Here is a 21,504-nt window from a genome sequence, read left to right as displayed (position 1 = left end):
ACCAAGGAACGCAGATGCCCCAAACGATGACCGAGAAAATCCTGGCCCGCGTGGCCGGCCGCCAGAGCGTCAGCGCCGGTGAAGAAGTGCTGGCCCGCCCCGACTTTGTGATTGCATACGACTTCCCCGGCTACACCGACGTGTTCTTCAAGGAAGCCAAGGAAGAGTTCGGCGTGGACAAGGTGCCGAGCCCCGAGCGCTTCGTGCTCTTCATCGACCACATGGTGCCGGCCACCGCGCCAAAAGAAGAAGAGCTGCACAAGGTCACCCGTGCCTGGGGCAAGGAACAGGGCGTGCCGGTGCACGAGCGCGAAGGCATCGGCCACCAGGTGTCGGCCGAGCTGGGCTACGCCACGCCGGGCGCCTTTGCGGTGCACTTCGACGGCCATGTGAGCCAGCTGGGCGCCTTCGGCACGCTGGCCATCGGCGCGCGCAAGAGCGTGCTGGAAACCTTCGTGAGCGAAACCATGGCGATCACCGTGCCCGGCACGGTAAAGATCAGGCTCACCGGCACGCTGCAACCCGGCGTGATGGCGCGCGACGTGTTCCACCACATGGTGCGCGTGCTGGGCCCGTCGTCTTGCCGCTTCAAGGTGGTGGAGCTGTGCGGGCCGGTCATCGACGAGATGAGCATCGAAGGCCGCCAGACCGTCTGCGGCCAGGCGATGTTTCTGGGCGCGACCACCATGCTGATTGCGCCCGACGCCAAGACCATGGCCTATGCGGCAGGCCGCTCCAAGATTGCGCTCGACCCGGTGCACCCCGACGCCGACGCCGTGTACGACCGCGAAGTGACCATCGACGTGAGCGCGCTCACCCCCATCGTGGTGGCGCCGCCCAGCCCGGCCAACACGCGCGACCTGTCGGAGTACGTGGGCCTGGAGGTGCACACCGGCTACCTCGGCTCCTGCGCCAGCGGTCGGCTCGAAGACCTGCGCGCCGCGGCCGACGTGCTGCGCGGGCGCCGCATCAAGCCGGGCTTTCAGCTGCACGTGGTGCCGACCTCGCAGGCCATCATGTCGCAGGCCGCGCGCGAAGGCCTCATTGCCACGCTGGTGGACGCGGGCGCGTTCATCAGCTCGTCGAGCTGCGACTACTGCTACGGCCGCATCGCCACCATGACCGACGGCCAGCGCGCGGTGTCCACGGGCACGCTGAACACGCCCGGCCGCATGGGCAGCGCGGATTCGGAAATCTTCATCTGCAACGCGGCGGTGGTGGCGGCCTCCGCACTGGAAGGCTGCATTGCAGACCCGCGGCCGTACCTCGCTGAAGCAGCCCAGGCCCGTGCCCTCGAAGGGAGCGCCGCATGAGCATGCCCAACCTGCAAGGCCGCGCGGCCTGGATCTTTGAGGAAGACGACTTCGACATCGACCTGATCGTCGGCATCAAGAACATCAAGCTCACCGACATCCATGAGCTGGCCGCCGTCACCATGACCAGCTACGACCCCGGCTTTGCGCAGTCGGTGCAAAAGGGCGACCTGCTGGTGGGCGGCCACAACTTCGGCTACGGCCACCCGCACTACCCCGCCATGCGCGCCATGCGCCACCTGGGCGTGGCCGGCGTGATTGCCGAGTCGTTCTCGCCGGGCTTCTTTCGTGGCGAGATCAGCATGGGCTTTCCGCTGGTCACCTGCCCCGGCATTCGCAGCATTGCCACGCGCTGGGACGAACTGAAGGTCGACTGGCAAGCCAGCACCGTCACCAACCTTGGCAGCGGCAAGCAGTTGCCTTTCGAGCGGCTGTCTTCTGTGGAGCGTGGCACGCTGGAGGCCGGCGGCTTCATTCCGTACCTGAAGGCACGGTTGGCAAAGCAGGGCGAACCGTCGCCTGCTGCGCCCGCCACGTCTTCCGTGGCCTGAGCCTGGAGCGCACCGCATGCTCCAGATGATCGTGAGCGGCGTCGCCCTGGGCGCCATCTACGGGCTGATTGCCCTGGGCATCGTGATGGTGTTCAAGGCGACCGGCATCCTCAACTTTGCGCACGGCGAGGCGGCCATGCTCTCGGCGTTCACCGCCTGCACCCTCGTGCGCCTGGGCCTGCCGATGTGGGCCGTGGTGCCGCTGGTGCTGCTGTTCGGCGCGGCGCTGGGCATGCTGATAGAGCGCTTCATCATTCGCCGCTTCATCGGCAAGGCGCTGCTGTCGTCGGCCATCTGCACGCTGGGGCTCTTTTTGATCTTCGGCGACCTCGCCATCTGGATCTGGGGCAAGGACACGCAGGAGCTGCCCAGCGTGTTCCCGGCCGCGCCCATCGACGTGGGCGGCGTGATTGTCGCGGGCATCGACCTGGGCATCGTGGGCGTGTGCGCGGCGCTGGCCGGCGCGCTGTTCGCGTTCTTTCGCTTCACGCGGCTGGGCATCGCGATGCAGGCCACCATGGAGAACCCCACGGCCGCGCGGCTCATGGGCATACCCATCAAGCGCATCTACTCGCTGGCCTGGGCGCTGTCGCATGTGATTGCGGCGGCCGCGGGCCTGCTGATTGCGCCGCTCACCTTCGTGCACTTCTCGATGATGCAAAGCGCCCTGCACTTCGCCTTTGCGGCGGCGGTGCTCGGCGGCATCGGCAGCATGCCGGGCGCGCTGCTGGGCGGCGTGATCATCGGCGTGACCTCCAACCTCACCGGCGCCTACCTGTCCTCCGAATGGAAGGACGCGGTGCCCTTCATCGTGATGCTGGCCATCCTGATCCTGCGGCCGCACGGCCTGCTGGCGCGGCGCCAGGTCAAGAAAGTCTGAGGCAAACCCCATGACACGCCTTTTCGATTCGCGGCCCTGGCTGGCGCCGCTCGCCTTCGTGCTGCTGTTCGTGCTTGCACCGCTCATTCCGGGCGGCTACGTGCTCTACATCTTCACGCTGGTGCTGATCTACACGCTCGCGTCCTTCGGCACCAACATCCTCACCGGCTACACCAACCTTATCTCGATGGCCGGCGCGGTGTTCTTCGGCATCGGCGCCTACGGCAGCGCCATTCTCACGACGCACTTCGGTGTGCCGCTGGTGTTGTCGATGCTCATTGCGGCGGCCATTGCCACGGTGGTGGGCGTGCTGCTGGCGCTGCCGGTGCTGCGGCTGGAAGAAGTGTTCCTGGCCATCGCCACGCTGGGCTTCGTGATGATCTCGGTGGAAATAGCCAAGTCCGGCGGCGAGCTCACGGGCGGCGAAAACGGCATGGGCGCGCCCGGCCCCACGCTGTTCGGCTTTGCGCTGGACGAGCGGGCCTACCACCTGTTCGTGGCGGTGGTGCTGGGCGCTGCGCTGTGGGTTGCGCGCAACCTGTCTCAGAGCCATTTCGGGCGCGGCTTTCTCGCGCTCAAGGGCAGCGAGACGGCCTCGCGCGCGCTGGGGCTGAACGCCACCAAGCTCAAGCTCATTGCCTTCGGCGTGTGCGCGTTCTACACGGGCCTGTCGGGTGCGCTGTATGCGCCGGTGGTGCGCTTCATCGACCCGTCGCTGTTCAACATCATGGTGTCGATCAGCTTCGTGTCGATGGTGATCGTGGGCGGGCTGGGGTCGATCATGGGCTCGGTGCTGGGCGCGGTGTTCGTCATTGGCGCGCCGCAGCTGCTCACCTACTTCGGCTTCGACCAGTTCCAGCGCGCGCTGTACGGCGTGGCGATGATCCTGGCGCTGATGTTCCTGCCCGACGGGCTGGCCAGCCTGCTCAAGCGCAAGAAGGTGCCGGGCGCGGACGCGGCCGCAGGCAACTCCGGCACGGAGGTGCCGCGATGAGGGCGACGATCGACGGCGCGCCTGTCGCCACTCGGGCGCAACCTCCGGCCGGCGCAGCCCCCTTGCTGTCGCTGCAGGACGTGCGCATGAGCTTCGGCGGCATCGTCGCGGTGCAGGACGTGAGCTTCGACGTGATGCCCGGCACGGTGCACGCGCTGATCGGCCCGAACGGCGCGGGCAAGACCACGATGCTCAACTGCATCAGCCGCTTCTACACACCGCAAAAGGGCGCCATGCGCCTGCGCACCGCGCGCGGCGAGCACGACCTGCTTAAGTGCAAGGCGCACCAGATCTCGCGCATGGGCATTGCGCGCACCTTTCAGAACCTGGAGCTGTTCGCGGAACTCACGGTGTTCGACAACGTGCTCATCGCGCGCTCGGGCGCCATGCGCTGCACGCTGGCCGAAGCGCTGCTGCGGCTGCCGCGCCAGCGCCGCGAGGAGCGCGAACAGCGCGAGCGCACGCAGCAGATCATCGACAGCCTGAAGCTGGGCGCGCATGCCCACACGCTGGTGCGCGACCTGCCCTACGGCACGCAGAAGCTGGTGGAACTGGCGCGCGCCATGGCGCTGGAGCCGGTGCTGATGCTGCTGGACGAGCCCGCCGCGGGCATGAACAACCGCGAGATCGACGCGCTGGGCGACACGCTGCGCCGGCTGCAGCAGGCCACGGGCGCCACGCTGCTGCTCATCGAGCACAGCATGCCGCTGGTGATGTCGATCTCCGACACCATCACCGTGATGCACAACGGCGCCTTCCTGGCGCAGGGCTCGCCGCGCGAAATAGAACAGAACCCGGCCGTGGTCGAGGCCTATCTCGGAGGAGGCAAGAGTGGCAAACGCCGTTGAAGAACCAAAGCGCGGGGAACCGCTGCTGCGCGTGGACAACCTGAGCGCGGCCTACGGCAAGATCCGCGCGCTGCATGGCGTGTCGATCGAGGTGCCGCAGGCCGGCATCGTGTGCGTGCTGGGCGCCAACGGCGCGGGCAAGACCACGCTGATGCGCGCGCTCTCCGGCCTGCTGCCGGTAACGGGCGGCACCGCGGTGTTCGACGGGCGCAGCATTGCCAACGTGCCGACCGAACAGCTGGTGCGCCGCGGCGTGGTGCACGTGCCGCAGGGCCGAATGGTGTTCGCGCAGCTGTCCGTCAAGGAGAACCTGGTGCTCGGCGGCTACACCCGACCGGCCGGCGAGGTGCGCGAGGACATCGAGCGCGTGCTGGGCTACTTTCCGCGGCTGAAGGAGCGCATCACCTCGCGCGCCGGCACGCTGTCGGGCGGCGAGCAGCAGATGCTGGCCATTGCGCGCGGCCTGCTGGCCAAGCCCCGCCTGCTGATGCTGGACGAGCCCTCGATGGGCGTGGCGCCCATCCTGAAAGACGCCATCTTCTCCACGCTGCGCGACATTCGCGACCGCGAGCGGCTCACGCTGCTGATCGTGGAGCAGGACGCCGACATTGCCCTGGACATTTCCGACGAGGGCTACGTCATAGAGACCGGCCGCGTCGTCATGCACGGGCCGGCCGCGGAGCTGGCCGGCAACGAGGACATTCGCCGCGCCTACCTGGGCGGCTGAGCAAAAAGATTCCCCCACATCAACGACAGGAGACAACACCCATGAACAAGATCGCTTCCCGCCGCACCGTGCTCGCCACCGGCGCCGCCCTGCTGTGCGCCGCCGCATTGCCGAACCTGGCCTTCGCCTTCGAGAACAAGGCCGAAGGCGTGCTCGACAAAGAGATCGTGCTCGGCTCCTCGCAGCCGATGTCGGGCACGCTGGCCTACATGGGCAAGGCGGTGGACGAAGGCATTCGCACCTACTTCGACATGGTGAACGAGCAAGGCGGCGTGAACGGCCGAAAGATCAAGCTCATCACCTACGACGACGAGCTCAAGCCCGCAAAGTCGGTGGCCAACGCCAAGCTGCTCATCGAGCGCGACAACGTGCTGGCCATGGTGGGCAACATCGGCCACGCCACCAACATCAGCGCCTACGAATACAGCTCCACTAAGAAGGTGCCGACCATCGGCGCGCTGAGCATTTCCGACCTGACCAGCACGCCGCCGCGCGAGCTGCTGTACGTGCTGCCGTCGCCGCAGTCGACCGAAACGGCGGCCTACATCGACTACGCGGTGGACAAGCTCAAGGCCAAGAAGATCGCCATGCTTTACCAGAACGACGGGTGGGGCAAGCCGGCCTACGACATTGCGAGCAAGCAGCTCGAAAAGCACGGCCTGAAGCTGGTGGAGGCGCAGAGCTTCGAGCGCTTTGCCACCGACATCACCTCGCAGGTGTTCAAGCTTAAGCAGGCCGAGCCCGACGTGGTGATCGTCTATGCGCTGGGCCAGGAGGCGGTGCTGTTTTTCCGCGGCGCGGAAAAGCTGGGCTGGAAGCCGACCGTGTTTGGCGCGGGCGGGCTGAACGACCCCAAGTTTGTGGAGCTGCTGGGCAAGAGCCCGGCCAAGCTGTACGTGGCCTCGTACTACGACGCGGTGGAAGGCGACAACCCGGCCATCAAGGACTTCTTTGCGCGCTACACCAGGCTGTACCCGAAGTCGGCCCCCTCCTCCACGGCGCTGATGGGCTACTCGGCCGCGGCCGTGGCGGTGGAGTCGCTCAAGCGCGCGGGCAACGAGCCCAGCCGCGCCAAGGTGGTGGCCGCGCTGGACGGCATGGCCAGCTTCGACCAGAAGATCGGCCCGAAGATTTCGTTCCAGCCGCTGAGCGCGGGCGGCTATGCGCGGCGCGGTCAGACCGGCGTGGCGCTGATGGAACTGAAAGACCAGAAGTTTGTGTCGCTCGGCGGGTACATCGACCCCGTCAAGCGTTGATTCGCCCACTTTCCTGAAGGAGCAATTCCCCCATGACCTCAGTTCGCAAGACGATGCGCGCGCGCATCACCTCCGGCCCCACCTTCTGGATGGCCGGCGCGCAGGACGCGCTGTCGGCGCTGCTTGTCGACCAGTCGGGCTTCGACGGCATCTTCACCACCGGCTTCGGCATCTCGGCCTCGCTGCTGGGCCAGCCCGATGTGGAGCTGTACACGCTCACCGAAAACGTGGGCGTGGTGAACCGCATCGCCAACATCGTGAAGAAGCCGATCTTTGCCGACGCCGACACCGGCTACGGCAACGTGATCAACGTGGCGCGCACCGTGCGCGAGTTCGAAAAAACCGGCGTGGTCGCGATCTCCATCGAAGACCAGTTCAGCCCCAAGCGCTGCCCCGCGGCGGCCACCACCATGCCGCTGGTGCCAGTGCGCGACGCGGTCGCAAAGATCCGCGCGGCGGTGGATGCGCGCCAGGACCCCGACTTGTTGATCGTGGCGCGCACCGATGCCATCGACCCTTCGGAAGCGACCGACCGCGCGTGCCAGTACGCAGAGGCCGGCGCCGACCTGATCCAGCCGATCTCGCGCACCTTCAAGGGCTTCGACGACCTGGTGAAGCTCAAGGAGGCCACGGGCCGGCGCCTCTCGCTGCAGCTGATGCAGGGGCTGTGGATGGCGCAGCTGAGCCATGCGCAGATCGAGTCGGTGGCGGCGTTTGCGACCTACCCCATCGTCACGCTGATGAGCACGGTGCATGCGCTGCAGGCCAACCTGCAGGTGCTGTCGGAGCGCCGCACGGGCGATGTCGACGGGCTGCCGAGCGGGCAGACGACGATGCCGGCGTTCAAGGAAGTGATCGGCTGGAACGCCATCGAGCAACGGCAGGCGTATTACGAGGTGGATGCGCCGGCGTTGAAGCGCGCGGCCTGAGCACCGGGCCGGCCTGACCCGTATCGCGGTTATGACCCGCATCGCCGGCATTTCCGGCAACTGCGGCATCTGCGGCAACTAGGATGGAGGGCATGCCCAAGCTGCCCTCCACGCCTTCGTCTCACCCTGTCTTCGAACTCGACAACGCGGAGCGCGAGAGCGTCGGCCTTGACCCGGTGCCGCCGCACTGGGAGCGCGTGATGTTCAAGGACACCGTGGCCTTCTTCGACGGCGACACACTGCGCAAGTTCTTCCGCGCGAGCGCCGATGGCTATGTCGAAGTCGACGTGGCGCTCGAGACACGCGAGCGCGCCTTCCTGCTTCCCAAAACCGCGCGCGGCAAGGAACGCAAGATCACCGCGGCCGTGCTGCTCATGACGGAGCTGGCCAACGGGCGCTGGTTCAATGTCTCGTTCATCGGCGAGCGGCTCGAGCAATCGGGCATGCGTGCGCTCAACACGCGCAACATGCGCGCCATCGATTTCTGGCAGGACGACCAGCTGCACAACCATGCCGAGCTGCGCGGCTACCTGCGCGCGCGCATGACGCGCATCTGCGACGGGCTGCGCGCGGAGATTGCCGAGATGAAGTCAGCGCCGCGCCAGCAACTGAAGTACGGCGCGGGCGATGTCTTTCGCTTTCGCATCGACGACACGCGCTACGGCTTCGGCCTGCTGCTGGGCAGCCTCAAGGACATTCGTGCGGCAGGCCTGCTGCCGCCGGACCATCCATGGGGCTATGTGATGGCGGTGCCGCTGATCGTGCGGCTGTTCGATGGCGCCTCGGCCGAGCGCGACCCGGGCATCGAAACCCTCTGCGCATGGCCGCTGCTGCCGGCGCAGACCATGATGGACAACGAGCTCTTCTGGGGGCAGTTCCCCGTCGTCGGGCGCAAGACGCTGGTGCCGGGAGACATCGACTTTCCCTGCGGCGTCGGCACGGCCCCCACGCAGGATGCGCATGCGTTCTTCTACTGGGGCTTCGGCTGGCAGCGGCTGGCAGATGCCGCCATTGGCGAGAAAACCGACAGCGGCATGGGCATCGGCATGCTGGACCGCACACCGCTGCAGCAGGCGTTGGCAGGCCGCGTGCCGATGCGGCCCAGGAACCTGCGGCACCCCGGTCACGCCGCCGCCTTGAAGCGGGTGCTGGGCGAGATCGGCTGTGTGGACGCGTTGGACTACGCCAGCTATGCGGCCTGCACCGGGAGCCTGTCGCCCGAGGCCTTCATTGCGCACATGCAGCCGGCGGCGCCCGAGCCCAAGGTGAAGACCAAGGCCAAAGGCAAGGCGAAGGCGAACGCGCGTCCCTAGATTGGCCTTCAGCCCAGTTGGCCGGCCAGCTCCGCCAGCGCCTCGCCCACCGGGCGTTCGACCTTCAGCGTGAGCAACTCATCCGCCCGCGTGCGCCCCAGGTTCACCGCCGCCACGGGCTTGCCTGCCGCGGCGGCCGCCTGCACGAAACGAAAGCCCGAATACACCATCAACGACGAGCCGGCCACGAGCACCGCATCGGCTTCTTCCAGCGCAGCGAAGGCGGCCGCAACGCGCTCCTTCGGCACGCTCTCGCCGAAGAACACCACGTCGGGCTTGAGCAAGCCGCCGCAGTGCGCGCACGCGGGCACGTCGAAGGCAGCGAAGTCGTGGCCTTCGAGGTCGGCGTCGCCGTCGGGTGCGGCACGGGCTTCCAGCGCGGCCCAGTGCGGGTTGCGCGCGCGCAGTTCGAGCTGCAACGCGGCGCGCGGCATGCGGCGTTCGCACGCCATGCAGCGCACGGTGTCGATGCGCCCGTGCAGGTCGATGGGGGCGCGGCTGCCGGCGGCGTCATGCAGGCCATCGACGTTCTGGGTCAGCAGCAGGCCCACGCGGCCGGCCTGCTCCATTTGCGCGAGCGCGCGGTGTGCCGCCCCGGGGCGGGCGCCGGCCATGGTCGGCCAGCCGATCAGGCTGCGCGCCCAGTAGCGGCGGCGCGTCAGCTCCTCGCCCATGAAGGCCTGGTAGGTGACGGGCGAGGGGCGCTTCCATTCGCCCTTCACGTCGCGGTAGTCGGGAATGCCCGACTCGGTGCTGCAGCCCGCGCCGGTGAGCACGAAGAGCTTGGGGTGGCGGGTGGCGAAGTCGGCGAGCGCGGCGGCGTTGGCAGTGGCGCTGGCAGTAGTGATCGGAGTGATGCTCGGGGTGGCGCTCGGAGTGGTGCTCGGGGTGGCGCTCGGCGTGGCGCTTGCAGTGGCGTTTGCTGGCATGCGGCAGCATAAGTCGGCGGCTCGAATCCTGCTAAAGGCCTTCTTCTTAACCGTCATCGGAGAACGCCATGCCCCCCTTTCGCCTCACGCGCCGCGGCGCGCTGCAACTCCTGGCCACGGGCATGGCTTCGGCCGCGCTGCCGGCCTTCGCTCAATGGCCCGACCGCGCCATCAAGATCCTCGTGACCTTCCCGCCCGGCGGCTCCAGCGACGTGCTGGCGCGCGTGATGGCCGAGCAGCTCACGAAGAAGCTGGGCCAACCCGTGGTGGTCGACAACAAGCCCGGCGCGGGCGGCACCATCGGCGGCGCGCAGGTGGCGTCCGCGGCGGCCGACGGCTACACGCTGATGCTGTCGAACACCACGCCCATCGCGCTCGGGCCGTTCACGCTCGACAAGCAGCCCTACGACCCGGTGACGGGCTTCACGCACATCGCCTACCTGGGCGCGGCGCCGCTGGTGGTCATGGCCAGCAAGCCGTCGGGCATCAAGAGCTACGCCGACTTCGAGGCCATCGCGCGCAAGGACGGGCGCATGGATTTCGGCTCCGGCGGGCCGGGCTCCATCGGCCACATCCACGGCGAACTGCTCAAGAAGACCACCGGAATCAACATGGTGCACGTGCCCTACCGCGGCGGCGCGCCCATGACCACCGACCTGATCGCCAACACCATTCCGGTGGGCATCGACGTCATCACCTCGTACGTGCCGTTCTTCAAGAGCGGCCAACTGGTGCCGCTGGCGGTAACGGGCACCCAGCGCTCCCCGCTGATGCCCGACGTGCCGACGATGGTCGAGCTTCATCAGCCCAGGCTGGTGCTGGAGAACTTCTTCGGTCTCTCGGGCCCGGCCAGGCTGCCGCCGGACGTGGTGGCACGGCTCAACGCGGCGTGCAACGAGGTGCTGGTGATGCCCGAGATCCAGAAGAAGCTGACCGAACTGGGCATCGTGGCCAAGCCGGAATCGGTGGCCATGTTCAACGGATTCGTGAAGGAACAGGTCGAGGTGCTGGGGCCGACGGTGAAGGGCGCGGGGATCAAGCTGTAGGTGCCGCGCTGTGACTTTACGCACCTGAGCGCGGGTGCTATGCGGGTCAATGGCTCGGACTCCGGGCGGGTCATGATTGAACGCATGTAATTCATCGATCAGCGCATATTGGGAATTCTGGCCCCGCTTTCCAATGGAAGCGGGGCCAAGTCATTTCTGAAACTCCGCCAGTTTGAAAACCGTGGCCTGGATCAATAAATCAATTTCCGTTTTTCCAGAAATAACTCTCGAATACTATTGTAAGGATCGCAATTTCTCGAGCGATTTCATCTACGTGAATTAGGGTTGCTGCGCGTCATGACGCTGCCGTGCACTGCCTGATGCTGATCGCGTCGTCGCTTGACAGATTTTGTCAATCTCAATTTTGAGATCGGTATTTATTAACCATTCACAAACATTACGCACAACCTAACTTACATCAGGGTAAATCAAGTACTCGGGTTCGCCGCACAATTCGACAACCGACATCCTACATAATTAAGTCTGAATCGAAGACTGCAAGGATGTGTCAAACCCTATGCACTGGACCGGTTCCTTTTGAGAAATTGAGGCTGCAGAATTCCTTGGATGCGAGAATAGAAAGAAGCCTAAGTTCGTGCAATTAATCCGATGCAGTTCGACTTCGATCTGAACTGGAAAATTTTGTCAGCAGCCAAAATAGAGCCGTTTCTAATTAAAAAATAGGGTATGTATTTTGTTCTTTTCATTTTTTGGCTCCCGGATGCTTCGCTCTGCATTTCTGGACCTGCGAAGCAGTTATGATCTGCGGTCTATCAGATTATTGGCAACAGCATTGTCTGTGGTCGCTGGATCCGCGTTATTTTCCGGAATTTCCCCGCTGTACATGGCAAAAGCCATAGACGCAATGAGCCACGGAGGGCTAGAGGCAGGCCAAAGCGTGATGGCGTTTGCCATGGTGTATTTGCTATTGCGATTCATGGGCGAGGCAATCGCGGATGTACGATGGATTGTCATCAATCCCGTTTTGTACAGAGTTTCTTTTGCATTCTGCTCTTTGATTGCAGGCAGAATTGCAAAAATCCCGCGCCGTGAGGGACGAGGGGGCGACGCAAGCGCATGGGTTGCGGAGAAGACATCCATCATTTCCAAAATGGAAATGGGGTGTATTGGTTTTCTGCACGGTTTGTTGGCCGTCATTATTCCCACGCTTATTCAGTTGACTGTCGCCTGTGTTGCCATTGGTATCTCCATCGGCCCCATGCTGGTCGCCTACATTGTGGTCGGCGGGTTGGTTTTCATGATTGGCGTGTCTTTCAAGCGCGACAAGGAATTGTCGGCAGCAAACGACGCAAATCAAGCAGATAACATGACCGCGTCTTTTTTCTCCGAATACATCTCAAACCCGGGTTTGGTGCGCGAGTTCAATGCCGGCGCCTTTCTGGAGGCCAGACTTTCCAGGTCGGTCGAAGCCGCGTTGGACAAATACCGCCGATTCTTCTCGATCAAAACAGAGCGGGGGCTTTATCAGACGGGCATCACATGCGTCATTTATGGCGCGGTGATGGCGGGTGCCGTATTTCAGATGGGATTGGTTTCGTCGACAGCGGGCAGCTTCTTTTTGCTCGTGATCTATCTGGATCGAATTCTCGGTCCGCTGTCCAGTGCATCTCTGGCAATTAACAGCATGCAGAATGGTTTGATTGCCATCAAGGGAGGGTATGACTTGTTGGCAGATATGGAAAAAAGCGGTGCACAAGCGCCCTTCTCGATTTCACGCGCGAACGAGTGGGAGCATATTCTTTTCGATCAATCGCCAGATTATTTTTTGCGTGCCAAAACGCTCACGATAGGCAAAGGCTCCTGGATTTGCGTCAAGGGGCCTTCCGGCGTCGGTAAATCCACGCATCTCAAGAAAATAAATCATGAAATTCTCGGCCTGGGTTTGTTCCAACCCACAAAAACTCACTACCTCAATCCCGCCCCCGCAACAATTAGAGGTTCTGTCTTCGAGAACATTTCCCTTGGCGATGAAACCATTGGAAAAGAAAGGGTGAACGGCTATTGGTATTTCTGGAGCCGCAAGCTTGGAAACAGCCCGGTCGATATCGACTCAGATGTCGGTTCGCTGTCCGCAGGGGAAGCGCAATTTCTGGCGATCTGCAGAATTTTGGTGCGAGCCCCGGAGTTGGTTTTTTTCGACGAAGCGACAAACTCCATGGACAGAAGCTCGGAGTCAAAAACCTGGGAGCTGATACGCAGAGAATTGCGATGCGCCACCGTATTTGTGGTGACGCATCGGGATATCAAAGGCATCGAATTCGACTTCGTCGACATTTTGGGAAATGAGGAAAAGATCGGCAATTCCGCTTTGGCAACTGCTTAGCGACGCACTGCAAAAGCATCTTTGTCATCACGCTCAAGGGCAGCGCGATCAGGCCTCTGGCGCGATGGCCTCGGCGTACTCGTAGAGCGCGCCAAGAATCTCCTCGCCGCGCTCGTCGGCGTTCTCCGAAAGCGCATCGACTTCGCTGAACAGCATCTCGATGGTGCGCGCCCCGCCCTCGCCCTTGAACAGCTTGGCCACGCGCAGCGCCTCCCAGCGCTCGGCCTCGTCTTCGCTGAGCAGCGCGGGCCAGTTGCGCGCGCGGTAGCGAAACAGGATCTCGTCGAGTCGGCTGTCGTCGAAGCCGGTGCGGTCCTTGGCCAGCTCTTCGGGCGACAGCGCGCGCAACTGGTTCAGGCGGCGGCGGTCGGCGTTGCCGACGAAGCCGCCGTAGAGGTCTTCGTCGACGTCCGGTGTGGCCTCTTTCGGGCGGGCGTACACCTGGGACCAGATGGCGCTCATGTCGGGCAGGTCGCGCGCGATGGCGGCGTGGCGCATGGCGGTGTCGAGGTCGATGTTCCAGCGCTCGGCCATGGCGGGCGCCAGCGTGCGCAGGTTGCCCACCACCATCGGCGACTTGTTCAGGTGCACGCCCTTCATGGGCAGGCGCACCATGCCTTCGGGCAGGTCGGCGCTGCGGGTGAACAGGCGCAGGCGCAAGGTGTCGGCGTCCAGGTCGCGCAGCTCGCTCGGGTCGTGCGCCAAATCCCAGGCCAGCAGTTCGTTCTTGTTGGTCGGGTGGCTGGCCAGCGGCCACATGATGGCGATGCAGCCACGCTCGACCGGGAACATGCCCGACACATGCAGAAAGGGCTTGGCGGTCTCGCGCATCGCGGGCAGGCCCAGCTCGGTGGCCACGCGGTCTTTCTTGTGCAGGCTGAAGGCAAAGTCGAACAGCTTGGGTTGCTTGTCGCGAATGAGCCGCGCCAGCGCGATGGTTGCGCGCACGTCAGAGAGCGCATCGTGCGCCGACTCGTGCAGCAGGCCGTTGGCGCGCGCAAGGTCTTCGAGCTTGAAGCTGGGCTTGCCGTCTTCCTTCTTGGGCCACTGAATGCCGTCGGGGCGCAGCGCGTAGGTGAGGCGCACCACGTCCAGCAGGTCCCAGCGGCCGCAGTCGTTCTGCCATTCGCGCGCATACGGGTCGATGAGGTTGCGCCAGAACAGGAAGCGCGTGACCTCGTCGTCGAAGCGAATGGTGTTGTAGCCCACGCCGATGGTGCCGGGCTCGGAGAAGGCTTTTTCGATGTGCGCGGCAAATTCATGCTCGGGCATGCCGCGCTCCAGGCACACCTGCGGCGTGATGCCGGTGATCAGGCACGCCTCGGGGCTGGGCAGGTAGTCCGGCGCGGGCTTGCAATAGATCATCAGCGGCTCGCCGACTTCGTTCAGCTCGGCGTCGGTGCGGATGGCGGCAAACTGCGAGGGGCGGTCGCGGCGCGGCACGGCGCCGAAGGTTTCGTAGTCGTGCCAGAGAAAGGTGTGGTTCATTCAGAGCAGGGGTGAAAACAAACGCGCAATGGCGTCGCCCAGGCGGCGCCAGAAAGGTTGGGGCCGTTGGGCGCGCACCGCGCCGGCGCTGTGCAGGTCGGTTTCGAACTGCGACGCCAGCGGCCGCGCCAGTTCCGGACCATAAACCACCGCGCACACCTCGAAATTGAGGCGAAAGCTGCGGTTGTCGAAATTGGCGGTGCCGATCATCGCGCAATGGTCGTCCACCACCAGGGTCTTGGAGTGCAGCATGCGCGCCTTGTACTCCCAGACCTTCACGCCCGCGGCAATGAGCTCGTCGAAGTACGAGCGCGCCGCCGCGCTCACGATGGCCGAATCGCTGCGCCGCGGCACCAGCAGGCGCACATCGACACCGCGCAGCGCGGCACTGGTGAGCGCCATGAGCGCGGGCTCGCCGGGCACGAAGTACGGCGTGGTGAGCCAGGCGCGGGTGGTGGCCGAATGAATGGCCTCCACATGCATGCGGTGGATGGCTTCCATCGCGTTGTCGGGGCCGCTGGTAACGATCTGCACCGGAATGTTGCCCGCCTCCAGCTGCGGCAGCAACGCGTTCAGCGTGTCGTCGATGCCGCGCGGGTCTTCGCCGGTGGCGTAGGTCCAGTCTTCCAGAAAGGTGGTCTGCAGCCAGCGCACCGCGCTGCCCTCGATGCGCAGGTGCACGTCGTGGTACGCGTCGGGGTTGGTGCGCTTGTCTTCCTCGTCGGTGATGTTCACGCCGCCCGTGAAGCCCACGCGGCCGTCGCACACCACGATCTTGCGGTGGGTGCGGTAGTTGGTCACGGGGCGCAGGCGCCGGCCGATCTTGGTGTCATGGAACAGCGCCACCTTCACGCCCGCCGCGTGCATCGGCGCCATGAACTTGCGCCCGATTCGCTTGGAGCCCAGCGCGTCGATCAGCAGGCGCACTGTCACGCCCTGCTTCGCGCGCTCGACCAGCAGGTCGCGCAGCGCGGTGCCGATCTTGTCGGGCTCGAAGATGTAGTACTCGAGGTGAACGTGGTCCTTCGCGGCGCGCACCGCGTCGAAGATGGCGTCGAAGGTGCGCGCGCCGCCCGAGAGCAGCTCGACATCGACCGCGCTCGACACCGGCAGCCCGCAGGTCGCCGTGCCCAGCCTGGCCATCTGCTGCAGTGCGGGCGGCGCGTGCTGCCCGGCGTCGCGCAGCCGCGCCACGTCGGCCTGGGCGGAGGCGCCGGCCCGGCTGCGCAGCCGCTTGAGCCGTTGCTTGCGCAGGCGCTGCGGCCCCAGAAAGTAATAGACGACGAAGCCCGCGAACGGCAGCAGCGCGAGCGACAGGATCCAGCTCATGGTGGACACCGGCGCGCGCTTTTGCATCACGATCCAGATGGACAGCACGGCGATGTAGCCACTCCACGCCAGGGAGAGGCCGGTTTTCCATTCGGGGCTGATAACGGGGAGGATCAAGGCGGGGGAAAGAGGTTGAAGACAGAGGTTGGAGACAGAGTCTGGGGAGGGGCGCAGCCAAAGAAAAAGGCCGGCAGCGCGAATGCTACCGGCCTTTTCAGGCGCTTTGGAGGCAGGCCCGCGGCCTCATCGGCCGCGAACCGCCCGGTTCTTTCAACCGGTTGCGGCTTCTTCCGCTTCAGGCTTAGACTTGCCTTCCTTCTTCGGGTGCGGCTGGATGTCGAGCAGCACTTCGTCCTTGTCGTCGAGGTCGACCTCGAGGCGGCCACCGTCGGTCAGGCGACCGAACAGCAGCTCGTCGGCCAGTGCACGACGGATCGTGTCCTGAATGAGGCGCTGCATCGGCCGCGCGCCCATCAACGGATCGAAGCCCTTCTTGGCCAGGTGCTTGCGCAGCTTGTCGCTGAACGTGACGTCGACCTTCTTCTCGGTGAGCTGGGTTTCCAGCTGCAGCAGGAACTTGTCGACCACGCGCAGGATGACGTTTTCGTCGAGCGCCTTGAAGTTGACGATGGCGTCCAACCGGTTGCGGAATTCAGGCGAGAACAAGCGCTTGATGTCGCCCATTTCGTCGCCCGCCTGGCGCGGGTTGGTGAAGCCGATGGTCGCCTTGTTCATGGTCTCGGCGCCCGCATTCGTCGTCATGATCATGATGACGTTGCGGAAGTCGGCCTTGCGTCCGTTGTTGTCCGTCAGCGTGCCGTGGTCCATGACCTGCAGCAGCACATTGAAGATGTCGGGGTGCGCCTTCTCGATTTCGTCGAGCAGCAGCACAGAGTGCGGCTTCTTCGTGACGGCTTCGGTCAACAGACCACCCTGGTCGAACCCGACGTAGCCCGGAGGCGCGCCAATCAGGCGGCTCACCGCATGACGCTCCATGTACTCCGACATGTCGAAGCGGATCAGCTCGATGCCCATGATGTAGGCCAGCTGCTTCGCCGCTTCGGTCTTGCCGACGCCCGTGGGGCCGGAGAACAGGAACGAGCCGATCGGCTTGTCGCCCTTGCCCAGACCCGAACGCGCCATCTTGACCGCCGAGGCGAGCACTTCAAGCGCCTTGTCCTGGCCGAACACCACGCTCTTCAGGTCGCGCTCGATGGTCTGCAGCTTGCCGCGGTCGTCGTTGCTGACGTTGGCCGGGGGAATGCGCGCGATCTTCGCCACGATTTCCTCGACCTCGGTCTTGCTGATGGTCTTCTTGCGCTTGCTCGGCGGCAGGATGCGCTGGGCGGCACCGGCTTCGTCGATGACGTCGATGGCCTTGTCGGGCAAATGACGGTCATTGATGTACTTGGCGCTGAGCTCGGCGGCGGCCTGCAGGGCGGCCACCGCGTACTTCACGCCATGGTGCTCTTCGAAGCGCGACTTCAGGCCCTTCAGGATGTCGACGGTTTCCTGCACCGACGGCTCGACCACGTCGACCTTCTGGAAACGACGCGACAGGGCCGCGTCCTTCTCGAAGATGCCGCGGTATTCCGTGAAGGTGGTGGCGCCGATGCACTTCAGCTGGCCGCTGGACAGCGCCGGCTTCAGCAGGTTCGACGCGTCGAGCGTGCCGCCAGAGGCTGCGCCTGCACCGATCAGCGTGTGGATTTCGTCGATGAACAGAATGGCGTTCGGCCGGTCCTTGAGCGACTTGAGAACGCCCTTCAGGCGTTGTTCGAAGTCACCGCGGTACTTGGTGCCCGCCAGCAGCGCGCCCATGTCGAGCGAGAACACTTGCGACTCGGCCAGAATTTCCGGCACTTCGCCCTGCGTGATGCGCCATGCCAGACCTTCGGCAATGGCGGTCTTGCCCACGCCAGCCTCACCCACCAACAGCGGATTGTTCTTGCGCCGGCGGCACAGGATCTGAATGACGCGCTCGACCTCGTACTCGCGCCCGATCAGCGGATCGATCTTGCCTTCCTTGGCAAGCTGGTTGAGGTTTTGCGTGAACTGCTCGAGCGGCGAAGCCTTCTCGTTGCGTTCGCCGCCGCCCTCTTCGCCTTCGCTGGAAGGCGCTTCGCCGCTGCCCTTGACGGCTTCGGGCGGGTCGCTCTTCTTGATGCCGTGGGCAATGAAATTGACCACGTCCAGCCGGGTCACGCCCTGCTGGTGGAGGTAGTACACGGCGTGCGAGTCCTTCTCACCGAAGATCGCGACCAGCACGTTGGCGCCGGTGACTTCCTTCTTGCCGTTGCCGGTGGACTGCACATGCATGATGGCGCGTTGAATGACGCGCTGGAAACCCAGCGTGGGCTGGGTGTCGACATCGTCGGAACCCGCCACCTGGGGCGTGTTGTCCTTGATGAAGTTGGTGAGCGACGCCCGCAGGTCGTCGACGTTGGCCGAGCAGGCACGCAGAACCTCCGCGGCACTCGGGTTGTCCAGCAAAGCGAGCAGCAGATGCTCTACGGTGATGAACTCATGGCGCTGCTGCCGGGCCTCGACGAAGGCCATGTGCAAGCTGACTTCCAGTTCTTGGGCAATCATGTGATTTCCTTTTGCCTTGCTGTAAATAAGTTCTCAGATGGGTTGGAGCTTGCGCAATTCAACTGGTTCATGCAACTGGTTCGCTGACGCACTGAAGCGGATGCCCTGCTTGATGAGCGGCTTCCATCACCTGATTGACCTTGGTGGCCGCCATGTCGCGGGAATAGACCCCACACACGCCGCGGCCATCGAGGTGGATCTTGAGCATGATCTGGGTCGCGCTTTCGCGATCCTTGCTGAAATATTCCTGCAGAACGACGATGACAAACTCCATGGGGGTGTAGTCGTCGTTCAGCATCACCACTTGGTACATCTGGGGCGGCGCAGTTTTCTGCGGCCGGCGCTCCAGTACGACCGAATCTCCGTCATCCCCGGCCGGTTTCTGCGCCGGCGGGGTGTTCGGAGTTTTAGGAATTCTCGTTGCCATGAAAAAGATTCTATAGAGCGTGCAAGCACCGTGCCGGCGCAGAAAGACTTGGTGGCGCGTATTCGACAAATCAAGAGCCTTGGGCCGTGTGCGACAACTGAAATCAGGAATAAAAAAACCGGCTGGCAGCCGGTCCTTTATATATTGCGCAGCACGGGCCTTCTGGGCGCAGGCCATTTTTTTCCGGCTGGGGGCGCCGGCGCCGGTAACTCGGGCGGCAAGGCATCGATTTCTTCGTCGGTCAGCTCCTGCTCAGGCGGTGTCTGAACGGCCATCGCGGACGGTGCAGCCAGAGGGAGTTTTTGCGGCTCGGGCGGCCGGGCACGCAGCGGCACGGGCGTCGGCGCTGGCGTCGTCTTGGGAGGGGTCATCGCTGGTGCGGCAGGCACCGGCTCCTGACGGCGCAGGCCGGAGGAAGCCGCGAGCACCGCATGCCATTGCGCCTGATGCAAACGGTCCTGCTCCGCGTGCCAGCGCTGCTGTTCACGCACCAAGTCCTTCCAGCGTTCGGCCTGCTGCCTTCCCAGCAGCTCGAGTTCCAGGCGAACGGTTTGCTGCATCCACTGCGGAATGCACAGCAAAGCCTGCTGCAGGTCGCGCCCGGCCTTTTCCCGGGCCAGCGCAAACGCATGACTTTGAGCCTCCAGCCGCAAGCGGGCACTGCGCGCGCAAACCCAGGCGGCCAGAGCCGCGCCAAGCAGCCCGACAGCAAAGCAGATGGCGGCAATGCCAAGCGGGAAATTGACGGTCATGGTGCCTCCCGGGGTGCGTCACCGCTGCGCAGCGAATCGAACGAAATCGAGCAGGCGATCTTGGAAAAGCGCCGACCGACCATGCGCCCGGCCTGCCTGAGCAAAATGGCGACCGGGCTGCGGGGCTCATGGGTTTCGAACCATTCGCGGGACGCGCTGATGCAATTGCTGACCTCGCTGCAGGAGGACACGCGCGGCATCAGCACGGCGTACTCCGCTTCGTGTTCAAGACTGCACCCGTACGGGCGAGAGGCACCGTGAAGCACCGGGGAGAGTGTCGAAAGGCTGACAAATGGGGGAACGAGGGTCATGGTGCGCCAAGCAAACAACTCCGGAAGAAGCGATCGACAGACCCGCCGTGAAGGAGCCACATCGTCCCACTGCTGCCGCCGTAAGCAGCCAGATCGCTCAACCCGAAACCCGGCGCGGGCTGCTCCGCAGACTCCCGCCCTTCGGCGACAGAGCCCACGACCGGGGCCCGTGACCTTCCCTCGCGCGTGGATGCCTCCCAAGGCTGCACCATGAAGCGCAGCAACCCCAATTCGAGCAGATCGCCATATGCCAAACGCACCGGACAGCCCGACCGCACACGCTCGCCGTTGTGCACGCACATCAGCGTGTAGCTGTTGTTGAGCAGTTGCCAGCATCGAGCGCCGTCGCTCCACTGGATGCGGCACAGATTGGCCAGTCGCCACTGGGCGTCGTCCTCGCGCTCACCGCATTGTGCAAGCGCCTCTGCCATACCTGCGCCTTCGGGGGAAATGTGCAGCGTTTTGCTGCGTGGCTCACCATGGCTGTGGGTCAGCAGAAGGCGCAGCGGCGCGACGTTGCGGCCTTCCAAGGGCACGTCCTCGGGGCCTGCCTTGGTCATGGAGCGACACCCCAGAGCCTGTGCAGCCGGTTGGCGGCACCGACAAAGCGCCCCTGTGCATCCTGCTGCCAGAACGCGCTCTCAACGCCTGCGCCCGACAAACGCTGCGGCCAGTCGGCCCACGGCAGATAACGAACGCCGTGCAATTGCGCGCTAATGTCGTACGAAGGTGCAGCGCCCGCGCCCCGGTCTAGCAGTGCGCATGCGCGGCGGGCATGCACATCGGCTTGGGCCTCGTCCCCTGTCGCAATGCATGCCTGCCTCTGGTTGCGCCACAACGCCCTCACCGTCCACACAGTGGCCTTGAGGTCGGCCGGCCCGCCCGCGCGTGCATGGCGAGCCAGCGCGCGAGTCAACCAGAACTGCCAGTCACGCGGCTGGCGCAGCTGCGCTTCGAAGTGCTTCTGCACCCAACGCGGGCGGGCCTGCTGGTAAACGACCACGGGATGGTGGCGCCCTACCCTGTCGGTTGACGGCGCAATCACGCCGACCACAAACCGTCGCCGGGCAAATGCGAGGGTGTCGGGAGGCAACACAAACGCGATGGGACCGGCCCGGGCTGTTATCGCAGCGGGTCCACCGGCATGGATATCCTGCTCGTCCAGCCACGACACCCACGCTTCTTGTTCGCCACGGCGCACGCCGCTGCGCACAAAATCCGAGTGCCCCGGCAACTTGCCCCACAGAGCGGGCGGAGTGATACCCCAGTCACCGAACAGTGCGTTCCACATGGTCAGGCCGCCCTGCCTTCGAGTGCGTCGTAGAGTTTTTCGTTGTCCATAGGCGAGCGGTTGGAACAAGTGAGCAGGTCTGCAAATAAAAAGCCGACCCCGAGGTCGGGCGACGCGCACAGGCGCGCCGCGCGCCCCGAGGTCGAAAACCCTGGCAAGAAGCCAGGGGCCGAGCGAAAAAGGA

20 protein-coding genes are annotated in these 21,504 nt (G+C 64.5%); 11 read left to right on the top strand and 9 right to left on the bottom strand.

Annotation, left to right across the window (positions count from 1 at the left end; translation table 11 throughout):
* Positions 1-26: 26 nt before the first annotated feature.
* The 9 genes from VLK31_RS08070 to VLK31_RS08030 all read left to right on the top strand — a co-directional run bounded on the left by VLK31_RS08070 (position 27) and on the right by VLK31_RS08030 (position 8,811).
* Positions 27-1,313, top strand: a complete 1,287-nt coding sequence (locus VLK31_RS08070) for a 3-isopropylmalate dehydratase large subunit (RefSeq protein WP_409167854.1) — start codon at positions 27-29, stop codon at positions 1,311-1,313.
* Complete coding sequence (locus tag VLK31_RS08065; RefSeq protein ID WP_409167853.1) at positions 1,310-1,864, top strand: 3-isopropylmalate dehydratase; 555 nt, start codon at positions 1,310-1,312, stop codon at positions 1,862-1,864. Before VLK31_RS08070 ends, VLK31_RS08065 begins: the two co-directional genes overlap by 4 nt.
* Before the next feature lie 16 nt (positions 1,865-1,880).
* Positions 1,881-2,744, top strand: a complete 864-nt coding sequence (locus VLK31_RS08060) for a branched-chain amino acid ABC transporter permease (protein WP_409167852.1) — start codon at positions 1,881-1,883, stop codon at positions 2,742-2,744.
* Between the two features lie 10 nt (positions 2,745-2,754).
* Positions 2,755-3,738 carry a branched-chain amino acid ABC transporter permease gene (locus VLK31_RS08055; protein WP_409167851.1) on the top strand — a complete coding sequence of 328 codons (984 nt, stop codon included), beginning with the start codon at positions 2,755-2,757 and terminating at the stop codon, positions 3,736-3,738.
* Positions 3,735-4,586 carry an ABC transporter ATP-binding protein gene (locus VLK31_RS08050; protein WP_409167850.1) on the top strand — a complete coding sequence of 284 codons (852 nt, stop codon included), beginning with the start codon at positions 3,735-3,737 and terminating at the stop codon, positions 4,584-4,586. The genes VLK31_RS08055 and VLK31_RS08050 overlap by 4 nt, the downstream gene beginning before the upstream one ends.
* Entirely contained in the window at positions 4,570-5,313 is a 744-nt protein-coding gene (locus tag VLK31_RS08045) for an ABC transporter ATP-binding protein (protein ID WP_409167849.1), read from the top strand. Before VLK31_RS08050 ends, VLK31_RS08045 begins: the two co-directional genes overlap by 17 nt.
* Positions 5,314-5,354: 41 nt before the next feature.
* The gene (locus tag VLK31_RS08040; RefSeq protein ID WP_409167848.1) at positions 5,355-6,569 is read left to right on the top strand and encodes an ABC transporter substrate-binding protein; all 1,215 of its coding nucleotides are present in this window, start codon (positions 5,355-5,357) and stop codon (positions 6,567-6,569) included.
* A gap of 32 nt (positions 6,570-6,601) precedes the next feature.
* Positions 6,602-7,498, top strand: coding sequence for an oxaloacetate decarboxylase (locus VLK31_RS08035; RefSeq protein WP_409167847.1), 897 nt, complete (start codon positions 6,602-6,604; stop codon positions 7,496-7,498).
* Positions 7,499-7,590: 92 nt separating this feature from the next.
* Complete coding sequence (locus VLK31_RS08030) at positions 7,591-8,811, top strand: immunity 26/phosphotriesterase HocA family protein (RefSeq protein WP_409167846.1); 1,221 nt, start codon at positions 7,591-7,593, stop codon at positions 8,809-8,811.
* An 8-nt stretch (positions 8,812-8,819) separates the two neighbouring features.
* On the opposite strand, the gene VLK31_RS08025 is transcribed toward VLK31_RS08030, so the two are convergent.
* Positions 8,820-9,740, bottom strand: coding sequence for an NAD-dependent protein deacetylase (locus VLK31_RS08025; protein ID WP_409167845.1), 921 nt, complete (start codon positions 9,738-9,740; stop codon positions 8,820-8,822).
* Positions 9,741-9,808: 68 nt separating this feature from the next.
* Here VLK31_RS08025 and VLK31_RS08020 point away from each other — a divergent pair, with 68 nt between their 5' ends.
* Positions 9,809-10,786 (top strand): Bug family tripartite tricarboxylate transporter substrate binding protein, encoded by a 978-nt coding sequence (locus tag VLK31_RS08020; protein ID WP_409167844.1) that lies wholly within the window; start codon positions 9,809-9,811, stop codon positions 10,784-10,786.
* A gap of 721 nt (positions 10,787-11,507) precedes the next feature.
* Positions 11,508-13,130 (top strand): ATP-binding cassette domain-containing protein, encoded by a 1,623-nt coding sequence (locus VLK31_RS08015; protein ID WP_409167843.1) that lies wholly within the window; start codon positions 11,508-11,510, stop codon positions 13,128-13,130.
* 48 nt (positions 13,131-13,178) lie between these two features.
* Here the strand turns inward: VLK31_RS08015 and sbcB are convergent, their stop codons facing one another.
* The 8 genes from sbcB to tagF form a co-directional block, all read right to left on the bottom strand.
* The gene (gene sbcB / locus VLK31_RS08010; RefSeq protein WP_409167842.1) at positions 13,179-14,618 is read right to left on the bottom strand and encodes an exodeoxyribonuclease I; all 1,440 of its coding nucleotides are present in this window, start codon (positions 14,616-14,618) and stop codon (positions 13,179-13,181) included.
* Positions 14,619-16,064, bottom strand: coding sequence for a cardiolipin synthase (gene cls, locus VLK31_RS08005; RefSeq protein WP_409167841.1), 1,446 nt, complete (start codon positions 16,062-16,064; stop codon positions 14,619-14,621).
* A 153-nt stretch (positions 16,065-16,217) separates the two neighbouring features.
* Positions 16,218-18,539, bottom strand: coding sequence for an ATP-dependent Clp protease ATP-binding subunit ClpA (gene clpA / locus VLK31_RS08000; protein WP_409167840.1), 2,322 nt, complete (start codon positions 18,537-18,539; stop codon positions 16,218-16,220).
* A gap of 67 nt (positions 18,540-18,606) precedes the next feature.
* Positions 18,607-18,966, bottom strand: a complete 360-nt coding sequence (gene clpS, locus VLK31_RS07995; RefSeq protein WP_409167839.1) for an ATP-dependent Clp protease adapter ClpS — start codon at positions 18,964-18,966, stop codon at positions 18,607-18,609.
* A gap of 137 nt (positions 18,967-19,103) precedes the next feature.
* Positions 19,104-19,718 (bottom strand): hypothetical protein, encoded by a 615-nt coding sequence (locus VLK31_RS07990; protein WP_409167838.1) that lies wholly within the window; start codon positions 19,716-19,718, stop codon positions 19,104-19,106.
* A complete protein-coding gene (locus VLK31_RS07985; RefSeq protein ID WP_409167837.1) occupies positions 19,715-20,029 on the bottom strand; it encodes a hypothetical protein in 315 nt (104 codons plus the stop codon). The genes VLK31_RS07990 and VLK31_RS07985 overlap by 4 nt, the downstream gene beginning before the upstream one ends.
* Entirely contained in the window at positions 20,026-20,589 is a 564-nt protein-coding gene (locus VLK31_RS07980; RefSeq protein ID WP_409167836.1) for a hypothetical protein, read from the bottom strand. The genes VLK31_RS07985 and VLK31_RS07980 overlap by 4 nt, the downstream gene beginning before the upstream one ends.
* A complete protein-coding gene (tagF, locus tag VLK31_RS07975) occupies positions 20,586-21,320 on the bottom strand; it encodes a type VI secretion system-associated protein TagF (protein WP_409167835.1) in 735 nt (244 codons plus the stop codon). The genes VLK31_RS07980 and tagF overlap by 4 nt, the downstream gene beginning before the upstream one ends.
* Between the last annotated feature and the right edge of the window lie 184 nt (positions 21,321-21,504).

Origin of the sequence: Variovorax sp. H27-G14, assembly GCF_046156345.1 — a bacterium.
Classification (GTDB): Bacteria; Pseudomonadota; Gammaproteobacteria; order Burkholderiales; family Burkholderiaceae_C; genus Variovorax.
Note: the sequence above shows the minus strand (reverse complement) of the source record. Positions and strands in the feature narration are given on the sequence as shown.